Source organism: Bacillus sp. Bvel1, from assembly GCF_014872755.1.
Taxonomy (GTDB): Bacteria; Bacillota; Bacilli; order Bacillales; family Bacillaceae; genus Bacillus; species Bacillus velezensis.
This window is the reverse complement of sequence record NZ_JAAOBZ010000006.1, coordinates 570,409-586,146: the sequence shown is the minus strand read 5'-3', so window position 1 is coordinate 586,146 and position 15,738 is coordinate 570,409. Positions and strand designations below refer to the sequence as shown.

The 15,738-nt window shown below is 44.2% G+C and carries 2 protein-coding genes; both read right to left on the bottom strand.

The window, feature by feature from the left end; all coding sequences use genetic code 11:
* Positions 1 to 3: 3 nt before the first annotated feature.
* Positions 4 to 7,002 (bottom strand): SDR family NAD(P)-dependent oxidoreductase, encoded by a 6,999-nt coding sequence (locus HAP68_RS07015; protein ID WP_024085257.1) that lies wholly within the window; start codon positions 7,000 to 7,002, stop codon positions 4 to 6.
* Positions 6,995 to 15,703, bottom strand: coding sequence for a type I polyketide synthase (locus tag HAP68_RS07010; RefSeq protein ID WP_024085256.1), 8,709 nt, complete (start codon positions 15,701 to 15,703; stop codon positions 6,995 to 6,997). Before HAP68_RS07010 ends, HAP68_RS07015 begins: the two co-directional genes overlap by 8 nt.
* Positions 15,704 to 15,738 lie beyond the last annotated feature (35 nt).

Sequence of the window (15,738 nt, the reverse complement as noted above, 5' to 3'; positions counted from 1 at the left end):
TCTTTATAATTCTTTGAAATCAAGTAAAGGAATCAGCAATTCTGACTCTTCCTTTTCTGGAGCTTCTCCATTGTCGATCCAGCATTGTTCCTTATTAAATATAACCGGAGAAAGCGGGTGTCTTTTTGTCTCTCCATATCCTAATGTGAGATGGCTGTCGCTCAATATCATATGTGCGTTCGTGCCCCCGAATCCAAAAGAACTGATTCCGGCTCTCAAAACCCCTTTTCTGGGACGCCATTCTTTTAAAGACGTGTTCGGAAAGAAAGGCGACTGATCAAATTTAAAACGCGGATTTGGCGTTTTACAATGTAGTGTCGGCGGGAGCATCTGATTTTTTATGGATAAGGCAACCTTTATAATACTCGCTATCCCCGCTGCGCTCATTAAATGTCCGAAATTCGTTTTTACGCTGCCTACTCCGCAAAATTGCGTTTCTTCCGTAACCTCCCGGAACACTTCAGTCAGCGCTTTTAATTCAATCGGATCTCCTATCATCGTACCGGTGCCATGCGTTTCGACATAACTGAGAGTATCTGCATCAATTCCGCCTTTTTTCAGGGCTTTTTTTATCACTGCGCTTTGCGCTTTCGGATTAGGTGTTGTCATCCCCATTGTCTGTCCGTCATTATTAACCGCGGAGGAGTCAATTACCGCGTAAATTCTGTCACCTTCGGCAAGGGCGTCATCAAGTCTTTTCAAAAGGACTGCGCCGCATCCTTCTCCCGGTACAAATCCATCTGCCTTCTCATCAAATGTATGACATTTTCCTTCAGGTGAAAGCGCCCGAGCCTCACTCAGCATGACGTAAGGCTTTTGATCCAGCAAAATGTCAACCCCGCCCGCAATCGCCATATCTGACTCTTTTGACATCAGGCTTTGACAAGCGAGATGGACGCTGACCAATGAAGAAGAACAAGCCGTGTCTACAACCAGATTCGGTCCTTTCAGATTAAAAAAGTGTGAGATATGCGCGCCTATGAAATTTTGTCCTATACCCACGATTGTATTTTTTGAAGGGGAACCTATTTTGGACATAAACGTCCCGGTGCGCGAACCGATGAAAACGCCGACTTCTTTGTTTGATACTTCTTCCTTTGTATAGCCGCCGTCTCTCAATGTCTGGACGCTGACCTCAAGGCATTTTTTGATTAACGGATCAAGCTCTGATGCCTCACTTTTGTTCATATTAAAAAACGCGGGATCGAAAGACTCAATATCTTGAAGAAATCCGCCCCACTTACTGATACTTTTTCCTTTTTCATAGGTGTCAGAGTAGTATGAAGAAATATCCCATCGCGACGCCGGGACTTCACGGACACTATTTTGTCCTTTCTTCAAATTTCTCCAGAACGTTTCTGTGTCCGGAGCATCCGGAAACTCACAGCCCATTCCGATAATAGCGATTTGATTCAGACTGGTTTGTTGCATTTGAGATCCGCTGTCCCGTACTTCGGAAGCATTTTGATTTATATGTTGCTCTTTATTCCGAACCTCAATGTTTTCTGAATTAATTTGAGGACTGATCCCCTCACTTGCAAATAACTCGTTCAAATAGACGCCCAGTTGTGAAAAACTCGGATACTCCAGAAAAGCTGAAGGTTCAATTTTTATTTGAAATGCATCTTCCGCTTTTTTGACAAGCTGAACCAGTAAGATTGAATCAACTCCGTAATCCGCAAAAGACGTATCCTGATCTAAATTCCCGTAAGGTATTTTCAGCTCCGCGGAAAAAATCTCCATTAACTTCCTGATCATAGCTTCATTGTCTCCATGACCAGAGACCACTTTTTCCTCAGCATCCAGGTTATTTTTAGCCGCTTGAATTCTTGTCTGAAGCAGCTGCTGCAGCTTGAATTTCTCCGGATGTGTCTTTGCCGGTATAAGGCATGGATATCCGTTTATCGTCATCATTTCATCCAGCATGGAAATACCTGTTTCTGTTGAGTGTGAAAGTAAACCGAGTGCCTGATATGATGGACTTGTCACCTCGCCCATCCCAATGTCCTTCCAGCTCGGCCAGTTAATTGATTGATAATATGTTCTGCCGGCTGCATGCTGATACGCCGCAAAGTAATCCATAAAAGCGTTAGCCGCGGCATAGTCACTTGTTCCGGCGCCTAATAAAGGAAAAGCGCTCGCAACAGATGAAAACAAAATGAAGAAATCAAGTTCGTCATCAATAAAAACGTCATGAAGTACTTGCATCCCCTGTACCTTTGGCTCAAATACTTCTTTTATTTCTTGATCAGATTTATGAATAAAAGCCGGATTCGAATGATTGGCTGCACCAGCGCAATGAATCACCCCGCCGATTTTGCCGAACTTCATTCGCACCTCTGAAAAGAAGCGATGTAATTTTTCTTTTTCCGTGAGCGGCCCGGAATACACTTCCACCTGAACTCCCTTTTGATCCAACTCATGCAGCAGTTGTAATTTCGAATAAAGAGGTGACTTTTCATCGGTGTCTTCTAACATGCCGGCTATTTTATCAGATTCCGGAAGGTCGGTTACTCCCATCAGCACAAGTTTTTTGACTCCCTTGCCGGCATAATGTCTGGCAAGTTCTGCTCCGATCCCTCTTGTTCCCCCTGTAATAACCAAGGTTTGATCCGTACGGCAGACCGGCAGACCGGATAGGTTCCGGTTTATTTCCGCTGCATGTAATTTCTCAACGTATGGAATATAACGTTCACCGTTCCGGTAGCAGATTTCACTATACAGCCCGTCAGCGCAAGCTTCATCTGTGATTACCTGTCTCAGTTCCGCCGCAGTCCCGACATGCCCGTCTACATCTATTGTTTTTGATTTTATCTTTTGATACTCCGCGCTCAGCATTTTATATAGTCCGGCTGTTTCGGCTCCGGCTAATGACGGCTTGTCATTCAGAAATGTCTGGAGCCCTCTTGTCACATGTAAAACGAAAAGCTGTTTACGTGTCTTTATGATTTCCTGCAGCAGTATCAGCTTCCCGATTGTGCCGGTGCGTGCCCCGTTTTGATTACTCCGCAAATCTGACAGGTCAATCATGCCGATGATTTCCGGATTTTCTTCTATGACTGCTAGAGCCGTTTTTTTGGCTTCTCCATCCGAATGATCCCAGTTATCTGCGCAAATGACAGCGGGTTCAATCAGAGGATCTGAATCAAACAATTCGAATGCGAGCCGCTCACTTTCACTATTAGCCAGGATCACCACCTGTCCTTTCGTAAAAGCGGAAAGCGCAGCCTTTTGTTTTTTCCACGATTTTTTTAATACATCAAATGATAAGTCAGTCGGTGCATGGGGCAGACTCTGCGGTACACCTGTTTTCTGTTTCTGTGCTGCTTTTGCGGCAGGCGCCCAATATCTGTTCCGTTCAAAAGGGTATGCAGGAAGAGAAATAAGCTTCGGTAATTCCGCAGTGTACATCTCTTCCCATTCAACGTCTCCTCCGTTCACCCAGTGAATGGCCATATCTCTTGCATTTTCAAAGTGAGCGGCTGACAGGGCATTCTTTTGACCGGCGCCTCGGCGGGCGTTTCCCCTATATAAACCGTTTAACTTATGATCTGACCGCAAATACATCGTCAGCTTATCGCGAAGATCGTCAAGGCTGCTAACCTCAACAGCGAGCCGCTCTTCCATAGCGTTTCTCCCGGTCTGCGAAGTGTACGCGGCATCAGCTAGTGACGTTTTTGGCTCCAGTTCTTTTATATATGCATCAATCAAGAGTCTGAGCCGTTCTTCATTTTTGGCAGAAAGCAGAATAATTTGCGTCTTGTTGCTCTGTACCGTTTCCATCTTTTCTTCATTCTTGTACTCTTCGATGATAATGTGGGCATTAGATCCTCCAGCGCCGAAAGAACTGATACCCGACCTTCTGGCTTGATTTTGCGGCGTCTCCCAATCGGTCAATTCAGACTGCACGTAAAACGGTGTTTCCTCAAAATCAATATTAGGATTTAAGTTATCGGAATGAAGGGAAGGAGCAAGCTGTTTATACTTCATTTGCATCAGCACTTTTGTGATAGAAGCAATTCCCGCCGCGGCCTCTAGGTGTCCGATATTTGACTTAACCGAACCAATTGCACAACGATAATCGCTTTTCGAGCTGTGCAAAGCTTTGGTTAAACCTGAAATTTCAATCGGGTCTCCCAAAGATGTCCCTGTGCCATGCGCTTCAATATAACTTATGCTGTCTGCATCAATCCCCGCCTTATCAAGAGTTTCACTGATGACGTTTGCCTGCTCGCCCGGATTTGGCACAGTGTATCCATTTGTTTTTCCGCCGTGATTTACAGATGTTCCCTTAATCACACCGTAAATCCTGTCCCCGTCAGCCTTTGCGGCAGAAAGCGATTTCAAAAGAACGGCCCCGACTCCTTCTCCCGGCACATATCCGTCTCCTCCCGCTCCAAAGCTTCTGCAGCGCCCGTCGCTTGAAACAAAATGATTTTGTGAAAGTAAAGTATATTTATCCGGGTGTAAGGATAAATTCACTCCTCCGGCTATGGCGAGGGTAGATTCTCCCCTTTTTAAACTTTCACATGCAAAATGAACAGCAGAAAGTGAAGAAGAACACATTGTATCAATTGCAAGGCTGGGTCCGTGCAGGTCAAAGAAATATGACACCCGGTTTGCGATAGACGAATAAGAAGACAAGAGCGCCTGACGTCCCTCATCATCTGAAGCACCGGCTGCAAATAACTGATAGTGGCTGTAGGTGACGCCGACAAATACCCCTGTCTTATGCCGTTTCAACTTTTTCTTTGTGTAACCCGCATCTTCAAACGTGTGCCATGCTGTCTCTAAAAATAACCGTTCCTGAGGATCAATTAACTCGGCATCACGAGGCGAAATTGAGAAGAACAGCGGATCGAATTTATCAGCGTCTTTTATAAAACCTCCCCATTTGCTGTCATGACGGGCATTGTCACCTGTGTGATAATATTTCCGAAAATCCCAGCGCTCTTTCGGTATTTCCGTTATACAATCTTTTCCGGAAGAAATATTTTCCCAAAACTGTTCCACATCCTTCGCCATCGGGTAGCGGCCGGCTATACCGATAATTGCAATATCTTCCTCGGAAGGTGCGGATGGTATGCGGGAAACGGAAAGCTTCTCCCGTTTCGCCGGCGCCGAATGATCAATTCGCTGTTCGGCTGCCGGTAAAAACGCCTTCTTCAACTCATGTTGATAGTGTTCAAGAAAATACTCTGACAGCTCTTCAACACTGCTGTATTCAAAGAAAAGAGTCTTAGACACTCTTCCAAAATACTTTTCCAGACGGGAGTTAAGACCTAAAATCGTTAGAGAATCAATTCCGTAACGGTCAAATGTATCCTCGGGTAAAATGCTGTCCGCCGGTCTTCCCGTTTCCGCACCGACGATCTCTGTCAAAAGACGGATCGTTTGCTTTTTCAGATCTTTTTCATTTAATTGCGGCAGACTGTTGTTTTCAGGCACATTCTCTATCTTTTTATGGTCAGTTGAGAGTAATTCACTTATTCTATCTTTGTCTCCGCTGATAACAGCCAGCTGAGAAGCAGAACGGCTCATACTGTCCTGAAAAGCGGCAAGCCCTGCTTGGGCAGATAAAAGTTCCAGCCCCGTGTGTCTTAAAGCCTGCAGCTCTGCCGGACCAACTGTCATATTACCCGCACCCCATAAAGGCCAATTAATAGAAAGTGTTTTCCCGGGACGTCCTTTCATGCTTCGATACTGGGTGAATCCGTCCATACATCCGTTAGCGAAGGCGTAGTCGCTCTGACCCGCATTAGGCAGAACGGCCGAAAGGGATGAAAACATAACGAAGAAATCAAGAGGCTCTTCTTCAGCTGCTTTATCCAGCCAAACGGTTCCGAATACTTTAGGCGCTATAACTTCTTCTATGCTTTCTTTCGCTTTTTTTATGATAAATGCATCCTTAACAAGTCCGGCACTGTGCAAAATTCCGTTTAATTCCCCGAATGTCTGCTTAATGTGCTTAATTAACGCGTCCGCCTCTTTTTCCTTTGAAATATCTGCCGGGACATATAAGGCTTCAGCGCCGAGATTTTCAAGCGCGCTCAATTTTTGCGCCGTTTCACGGGATGCCGGAGAACGCCCGGTTAATACCAGCTTGACTTCCGCCTGTTTCGCCAGATATTCCGCAAACAGATACCCGAGGCCTCCGGCTCCTCCCGTAATTAAATACACACCGTTCTTTTTTACACTGAAACTATGTTTCTCCCCATCTTCTTGTTTTACTCTTTTAAGCTGCCTTTTATAATAATGCCTCGGCTCATAACAGGTAAAGTGGTCCGTCTTGCATTGATTGTTCCATTCAAAAGAGATGACATCTGCAATATGCTGCTTTGTAAACGGCTCGTCAAACATTGATTTCAGCTCTGCAGCCTTACATGTGAAATTCGGATTTTCGGCCTGTACGGTCTTAAGAAAACTTTCAACCGCATTATAAATGGGCTGAACCTCGCCCTCGGCATTTTCATACAGATACAAAACTTCTGCTTTCGGACAAAGTTTGTTCGCCATGAAAGCCTGAAACATTTGAAACAAGGAAAACAGACTTTTATTGAGCTGCTTTCTTATTGCATCTTCTGTATTTTTGAAGAGCCCGGCAGCTAAAAAATGAATAATATGGCGGGGTCTTATATTTTGAGAACGCAGAACCCCGCATAGCGCATCATAATCCTCATCATTTGCAAAGTTCATTTTAAAACGACCGTTCCGGCAATCTTCGAAACGCTCGCCGGAAGTCACGTAAATGAAAGGCGCCTCATAGCCTTCAAGCTGCCTCTTCATTACGGTATACATGCTGTCGTCTTTGCAAAAAAATAAAATTGGCTCTTTCGTATTCGGGAATTTTTCACTGCCTTTAAATTCATGTCTATCCCATACCATTTCATATAGATGGGTTTTCCCCAAACTCTTAATTAATTCCAGCCCTTCTTCACGCGTCAGGCTGCCTTCTTTCACCTTTTTCACGATTTGCTCAATTTGCATCGTTTTTTCATTCATGGAAAAGCAACTCCTCTATCAGCTCTGACGTCTCTTTCGTATTCATCTCACCTGTTTGTGCTTTTTCAAGAAGCGACATGATTTCTCCATCTGCTGTATCTTTATTTGAATTGTGAAGCTCAGTGTTCGAGAAAGCCTCAATCTTCTGCGCTTCATCTTTATTTAAATGAATCCAATGTCTGTTCTTACTGAAAGGATAAAGAGGAAGAGGCCGTTTAACCGGTTTGAGTTCCTCCTCATACAAGTCTTCCCAGCTGATTTCACAACCGATCGTCCACAACTGAGCCAGTTTGGCCGGCTTGTTTTGCTGAATCAGTGATTGAACATATGCATGACCTTCGGGGCCGCCGAATAAAGGAGCGTACAGACTATCAAAATCCGTTACATTTCCTTCATAAACACCTTGCAGTCTGCTCCCCTGAATGTAACCGTTTAATTTTTCAAGAAGATCTCCGGTATTCGAGCAAGTGATCGCAAGGCGGCATTCAAATGGTTCCCTTCCGGTTTGCAGCGTATATGCTATTTCTTCAAGACCGATTCCGGACTTTTCTCTAAAATTGCCGTTATACGGTTTATCAGCTGATCGATTCCGGACGCTGCTGATATAGCGGCACAGCTCACTCAGGGTCATTAATTCCTGAAATATATCTAGTGATATTTCTGTGCCGTACATTTGGTTTATATAAGAGATTAATTCGGAATAAGCCAACGGATCAAATCCGAATTCTGAAAGAGGTGTCTTTGCATCTATATTTGCGGTATCTAAACGCAGGATACCCGCTGCCGCTTCCCGAACCGCCTCTTGCACATCACGTTCCTGCACCTCTTGATGACTGAATTGAACTGATAGTTCTTCATGTAAAAACGCTGTTAACTCTTTGGCTTTAACCATCAGCCTTTCCTTTGTTTTGGCCGATAGAACAATGATTTGATCCCGCTCGGCAGTTACTGCTTTATCTTGTCCGTATTCAAATTCTTCCACGATGACATGAGCATTTGCCCCGCCGAATCCAAAGGAACTGACTCCGGCGCGGCGCGGAATTTCATTTCCTTTTCGATCTTTTAATCTGGCCCACTTCATAGTTTTATTGACAATATGAAACGGTGTTCCGCTTAATTGAATGTAAGGGTTCAGCTCCTTGACATGAAGTGTGGCAGGCAATGTTTTATACTTCATGGATAGTAATACTTTAATCAGCCCCGGCATTCCAGAGGCGGGCTCTAAATGACCGATATTCGTTTTTACTGAACCGATGCCGCAATATTGGTCATGATTCTTTCCTGGATGCGGCTCAAAAGATCCAAACGCTTTTTTCAAGCCTTCAATCTCAATCGGATCTCCCAGTTCTGTTCCGGTTCCGTGTGCTTCAATATAAGATATCGTATCAACAGGAATATCGGCATTTTTGTAAACAGACGTTATTAGTTCTGCCTGAGCTTCCGGGTTCGGAGCGGTCAATGAAGCAGATCTTCCTCCGTGATTTTCTCCGGTTCCTCTCAGGACTCCGTAAATATTGTCTCTGTCATTCATTGCCGCTTGCAATGGTTTCAATAACAGAACAGCTGCACCTTCACCGCGGACATAACCGTCGGCAAGTTTATCAAACGTCTTACACCGGCCGTCCCTAGACAAAATACCGAGTTTATCGGTATACATATGCGTGACTGGATCTAAGAGCAGCGAAACCCCGCCTGCTACCGCCAGCTCACTTTCGCCATTTTGAATCGAGCGCACAGCTCTGTGGATTGCTACAAGACTGCTTGAGCAGGCTGTATCAATGGACTCACTCGGACCTCTGAAATTAAAATAGTGGGATACACGATTGCTGATGAGCGCCTGGCTGTTTCCGGTTCCCGCAAACGCATGCGCCCCGTCCGAATGCCTCATCAGCAGCTGGCGGTAATCATTAAATTGAATGCCCGTAAACACCCCGATATGTTTGCCGGACAGCTTTGAAGCTTTGTAACCCGCATCTTCTATCGCTTTCCAGGTTTCCTGCAAATAAATTCTGTGCTGAGGATCCATGAGTTCTGCTTCCCGCGGATTAATATTGAAAAACGCCTCATCAAATTTATCGGCATCTGTGATAAATCCGCCCCATTTCGAATGTACTTCGCTGCTTCCTTTGCCTTCGGCGTATTTTTTCCAATCCCATCGATCCGGGGGAATTTCCTGAATCGAATCTTTTTCATTGATTAAATTGATCCAAAACTCATCTGCATTTTTTGCTCCCGGAAAAACACAACTCATCCCGATAATGGCAACCGGCTGCTTCTCCGGATGATGGTCAGCCTGTCTTGCTGTCTTTTTTTCAAACGGAAAACTTCGCGGCGGCTTCACGGTTTTCCCTGCGGTTTTCCCGGCGTGCACTTTCCTTTTTTCAGAAATGTTTTTTTCTGCATCTGTATTCCCTTTTGCAACAGTACGCAGTTCACTGCTTAGAAATTCTGAAAGAGACTTTATATGGCTGTAAGTAAAGAAAACGGCAGGTGTCAGCTTAAGCTTGTATTTTTTATTCAGTCGGACAGCTAATGTTTTCAAACTGATAGAATCAAAGCCGAGATTTCCGAAATTCTCTGCCGTATCCAGCTGTTCAATGTTAATTTTCAATAATTCCGATACCATTTGCTTCAGTTCTTCAAGGACATTGTCTGCAGAATCCGGTCCTGTATAAGAACTTTCCTCTTGACGAACCGGAAGCGTATTTACTTTTTGATGCGGCAGATCTTTTTTTGCTGGTGTTGTTCCGGCATCCCCGGTAACAACCGAAATTTGCGGACAGTCACTTGCCAAAATCGCCTCAAAAGCCGCTATCCCTTCTTCCGTTTCCAAATAATCAAACCCGGATGCGGAAAGATATGCGTCTTCAGCTTCTTTGTTTAAATGCATTCCGCCTTTACGCCACAACGGCCAGTTAATCGAAATGCTCTTGCCTTGTCTCTCTTGCCGGCTGCTCTGTTCGGATCTCCAATTTATATATTGATCTTGAAAATAATTGCCCATCGCATAGTTAACCTGTCCAAAATCTCCGAAGACCGAAGAAATAGAAGAAAATACGATAAAGAAATCAAGCGGCTCATCTTTCGTTAATTCATCTAAGCATACCGTTCCTTCAATTTTAGCAGTCATGCCTTCCGTAAAATCAGTCAGATTCATCTCTGTAAATAACCGATCATCGGCATGACCAGCTGAATGAATAACACCTTGAAGGGAGCCCCAAGTCCGTTTCGTTTCTTCTATGACCCGTCCCATCGTCTTTTGATCTGCGGCATCAGCTTGATAATATACCGCGTCTCCTCCAAGCGCCTGCAGCCGGTCAATGTTATGTCGTTTATCAGCTGTTAACGGTGATCTTCCCGTCAATACTAATTTTGCTTGATACTGAGAGGCTAAATATTTTGCAAAAATCAGGCCCAGACCGCCCAAACCGCCCGTTATGAGGTAAATCCCTTTCTGTTTCAGCTGATGAGAGTGCTCTGTATGATTGAATACATACTCCTTTAATGTCTTAACATACCTCTTGTCATTTATATATTTAACTTCTTCCGCCTGCCGTTCCACGCCTGAAACCATTTCGTTAAGACAAAATTCAGCCATTTTTTCAATTGATATACGTTCTGAAAAACCGATTGACTTCACATTCTCTGCGGATGGCACCAACATATTTGCCGTTTTTAAACAGCCTGCAAGAGCGCCCGTATACGGGTCATTCATGCCTTCTTTAAAAGAGTGAACAAGAAGCAGAGAATGAAGATAAAGAGAGGCGTCACTGCGGGCACTCAGGGCTTTTAATAAATAAAAAATTGATTCCAGGCCGCTGAGAAGGCGGTCACCCGCGTAAAATGTTTCTCCCGTGTGCAAGATGACATCAGGAGAAAACCCCTTTTTCTCCAATTCTTCGAATAAACGAATATAATCTGACGTCACTTCCGGGTTTATACAGAATGTCAGCAGATTTTGATCGGTCTGCCGCTGATCCGCCGTGACGAGAATGACACGGCTGTCTGATTGATTTTTCAGAGCTCCAGCCAATGCTTCATCTTTTGCAAAAACCAGAATTGTTTTTGGCTCCCTATCTTTCTTTTCAATCAGAGGGTTTTTTTGATCCCACTCATGCTCATAAAAACGTACATTTTTATTAGGCTTTTCGCCAAAAACCAGCCCGCTCAGTTCCATCAAAATCCCGCCGGCATTGTCTAATACATACACATCATAAGCCGAATCGCTTTCTTCAGTTTGTTCTGCATATACATAAACGGGTTCAGTCTCATGATCAAAAATCGTACATTCTTTAATATTTTCCGGGGTCTCTCCGGCATTTTCCCCCGCAAGGTATACGACGGCTTGATATGCGCTCTCAATCACTTCCGGTTTGATTATGCACCCTTTCGGCCCGGCCTTTGCTTTTATCTTTAAAAGCACCTGTCCGTTCCTGCTGACGCAGTGCTCTGCGGCTTTCAGACTGTCACTGCAGCTGTATCCGAATTCGGCAAGCCGCTGATAAAACGCTTCGTACGGTATACGGTCTGCGCCCTGAGACAGGAACGGCTCAAGATGAATATTTCCGTTCTCGTACGCCCCGCCTTCTAATTTGAGCCGCCCTGAGGAATAAATGGATGAGTCGCTCTGTTTTTCTATAGAATACGATGCACCCTGATTATCCGGGGTTAATACAATCCGGATCTGCTCATTGCTTCCGCTTTGTAACATCGGTTCTCTAAAGGAGAGCTCAGTTAATTTAATAATCGGATTCCCTGAAGCCATCGCTCCGGCAGCTCTCGCCATTTCAATCTGGCTGAGAAACGGAAACATTTCCTTGTCTTGATACTTTGTTTTTATATACAAATCGGTATCGCTTACATTGATAAGAAACTTCTGGGCTTTAAAATCAGATATATTGCATGAAATGTAAGGATGCAGATCGTTATTTACGTTCATCCGGCGGCTTCCCGTATTTTGCGCATCTATTCTGCATAGCTCTTTGGCAAATGGATATCCCGGTGCTGATACCCGTCTCAAAGTGACATCTTTATAAAGTGACGGCCAATCTACTCCGTTACCGCCAACCCAGTATTCAGCAATCTTCACAAGATCCCTGTTTGCGGCTGCTTCTTCAATTTCAGCTTTGTTCATCCTTTGAGCTTCTGTTGTGTCTTTACCGCTTGTAAAAATATGATCCCTCGCATTTCCGAGAGTATAGTCTGTCAGCCCTTTAAGCAATTCATCTCTTGTGGAGGCGATAACAGCCAATCTGTGCGGCATTTCTTCTCTCCCGGTTTGTAAAGTAAATGCTGTATTTCTAAGTGTTTCTAATGAATAATCTCTGGCTGCTATTTGTTCTTTTGCGCGTTTTGCATATTCTGCCAGCCTGTCGGTATTTTTTGCAGAAAAAACAAATAAAAGCTGTTCAGGTTCTTCAGCCGCCGCGAGAGGAGAGATAGCTTCATCCGCAAATTCTTCTAAAATAACATGGGCATTAGCTCCTCCTGCCCCGAAAGAACTGATTCCGGCACGCCTGGGAACGGATGACTCCCATTTTTCGGCTCTGTCCGGTACATAAAAAGGTGTTTTTTGAAACGGTATATTCTCATTCAATTCAGCAGAATGAGTCAGTGACGGAACAATCGTTTTATGTTTCATTTGAAGAATAACTTTCGTAATGCCCGCTATGCCTGCAGCAGCCTCAAGATGTCCGATATTTGATTTAACCGACCCGATCGCGCATGTCTTCTTATCGCGTTCGGCACCTGAAAATGCTTTGGTCAGGCCGGTGATTTCAATCGGATCTCCTAACGCGGTGCCTGTTCCGTGAGCTTCTATATAGCTGATGCTTTTTGGATCAATACATCCTTTTTTTAAGGCTCTCGTAATGACCTCACTTTGAGCTTTTGGATTCGGCACGGTATATCCATTCGTCTTAGCACCATGGTTGATCGCTGTTGCCTTAATAACTGAATAAATCTGATCACCGTCGGCAATAGCCTTTTTTACCGGTTTCAGCAGCACGGCACCTGTCCCTTCTCCCGGCACATAGCCGTCTCCTCCTGAACCGAAGCTTCTGCACCGGCCATCACTGGATAAAAATCCGCCTTGAGTCAGGAGTTCATATTTATGAGGATGAATGGATAAATTGACGCCTCCTGCAATTGCAATTTCACATTCATTCCTGATTAAACTTTCACAGGCAAAATGAACAGCCGTTAATGATGAGGAACACATCGTGTCCAAAGCAATACTTGGCCCGCTGAAATTAAAGAAGTAGGATACCCGGTTTGCGATTGATGCATATGAGGAAGAAACGGCCGCTTCGTGACCAACGCTGTACAGCTGATATTGGCCGTACATAACCCCTGCAAAAACACCGACGTTTTTTCTTTCAAGCGTTTTCTTTGCGTACCCGGCATCTTCTATGGTGTGCCAAACCGTCTCTAAAAACAGTCTTTCCTGCGGATCAATTAATTCAGCTTCGGCAGGAGAAATATTAAAGAACAACGGATCAAAATGATACACATCGTCAATAAATCCACCCCATTTGCTTTGGTTTTTTACTTCGTCGCCCGCCGCAGGCTGATAGTGCAGCCTCGAATCCCACCGATCCTCAGGTATCTCAGTTATACAGTCTTTACCGTTCAATAAGTTTTCCCACAGAGTATCAAGATCATTTGCCATCGGGTAACGTCCGCTGATACCGATAATAGCGATATCATTGTCATGATACTTCTCCTGCTGCACCTGATTTTTCATCTGCATTTTCTGTTTCCCGTTAACATCGGCTGTCTGTTTATTATCTTTTTTCTTCTGAGATGGGGTGCCGCTCCCGTTTTCTCCTAACCGGAGTTTATGAAGAAGAGTATCCCTGTGCTCCTCAACGAAATACTGTGACAATTCTGCCGCAGTCTGATATTCGAATAACAGCGTTTTTGAGAGCGCGCCGAAATGTTTTTCAAGCTCATTCGTCATATTGATAATCATAACGGAATCAAGTCCGTATTTTTCCAATGCCTCTTCTGCATCTATTTTGTCCGCAGGCATCCTGAATTCTGCAGCAATTATTTTTATGATAAAATCGGATGTTTCAGCTGTCAGTTTCTCTGAATCAAATGATTCGATATTTCTCCCTGTTCCTTCATCTGCCTGAATATTGTCTTTTCGTTCATATAATTGATGAACATGATTGTCAATTTGCTCATCTCCGTAAAATACAGTAAATTGCGAAAAACCGGAGGACAATGCGACGGCAAACGCTTTTTTACCTTCTTCTTTTTCTAAAGGATAAAAACCCGCCTTTTTCATTGTCTCTACCGTTCGCTCATCCACTTGCATGCCGACTTCTTTCCACAGCGGCCAGTTCAGAGAGAGAGAAATCGTATCAGAATGCTGGGCAGAACGCATATTCATGAAATGATCCATATAACTGTTTCCGAACGCGTAATCAGATTGCCCGACATTTCCCAACACTGCGGAAGTAGAGGAGAAGCAAATGAAAAAGTCAGGATTTTCTTTCTCAACAGCATCATTCAGCCACATCGTACCCAATACTTTCGGTCTGATTACCTGATCGAATTCCTCTCGTGACTTGTTAAGAAGGAAAGAATCCCGGATGATTCCCGCGCCCTGAATGACCCCGTTTACTTTTCCATAAGAAGTTTTGGCTTTTTTGACTACATATTCGGCTTCTTCCTTATTGGTAATATCAGCCTGAACATAAACAGCTGAAGAACCGGCATCCTCCAATCGCCTCAGCTGTTTTCTTATATGATCTGAAAGCGGAGATCTACCTGTTAAAACAAGGCAGCATTTTGTTTGAAAAGCCAAATATTCTGCAAAGGTAAATCCTAATCCGCCCGCGCCGCCCGCGATAATATATACTCCATTTTCTCTCAGCGGCACATCTCCGCTTCCGGAATTTTTTTCGGGTTCATACGTTTTGAGCTGTTTGACATAACGCTGCATGTCTTTATAACGGATCTCTACATCTGAAGGCTGGAAATCACTCAGCTCATTGCGTATGATATCAGCTGCGTGAACGGCTGCTATTGACTGCTCCATTTCAATGCTTTTTGCTGAAATTAACGGATTTTCCAGCTGTAATGTCCGCAAAAATCCGCTTGCCGCCGCGTAAAGAGGCTGTTCTCCGGAAAGGTGCGAAAAATATCCATATAACAGCTTGATCGGTTTGCGGCAGTTATTTTTGAAGAGCGCCTGTTGTAATAAAAACAAAGAATAGACTCCGCTGTCGCATTGTTCACGAATTGCTCTCTCTGTTTTTTCAAACGGCATGTCTGACCATAAATGCACCGCTTCCCGTATATCTGACTTCTCTTCTTCTATAAGCCATCCTAACAGGTTTATGTAATCTTTTTCAGAGCGGGGGTCGATTTCAAATACACCGTCCCCGGTTTTTCGAAACTCTTTCCCCGGCTTAACCAAAATAACCCTTGTATCATGCAATGCAGCAAGTTCTTTACTCACATCTTCATTTTTATCAAATAATAAAAGGCTGCCCTCACGCCGGCCGCCTTTTACATGAATGCTGAGATCTGTCCGCTGCCAGACCGTCTGATAATATATCGCCTGTCCGTTAACCCCTGCGGAATGAAAACCAAGCTGCTGTATCCGCTTTACTCCTTCTTCCAAAGAAATGTTGCCGCTTTCTATGTCAGAAAGTACTTTTTTTCTAATATGACGGGCTTCTTTCATAAAAATCTTCATCCCCTTTACAAATGGCACTTCCG

Excerpts from the sequence above, each read along its gene's own strand:
- HAP68_RS07010 (WP_024085256.1), bottom strand. The coding sequence starts at position 15,703 with ATGAAAGAAGCCCGTCATATTAGAAAAAAAGTACTTTCTGACATAGAA.
- HAP68_RS07015 (WP_024085257.1), bottom strand. The coding sequence starts at position 7,002 with ATGAATGAAAAAACGATGCAAATTGAGCAAATCGTGAAAAAGGTGAAA.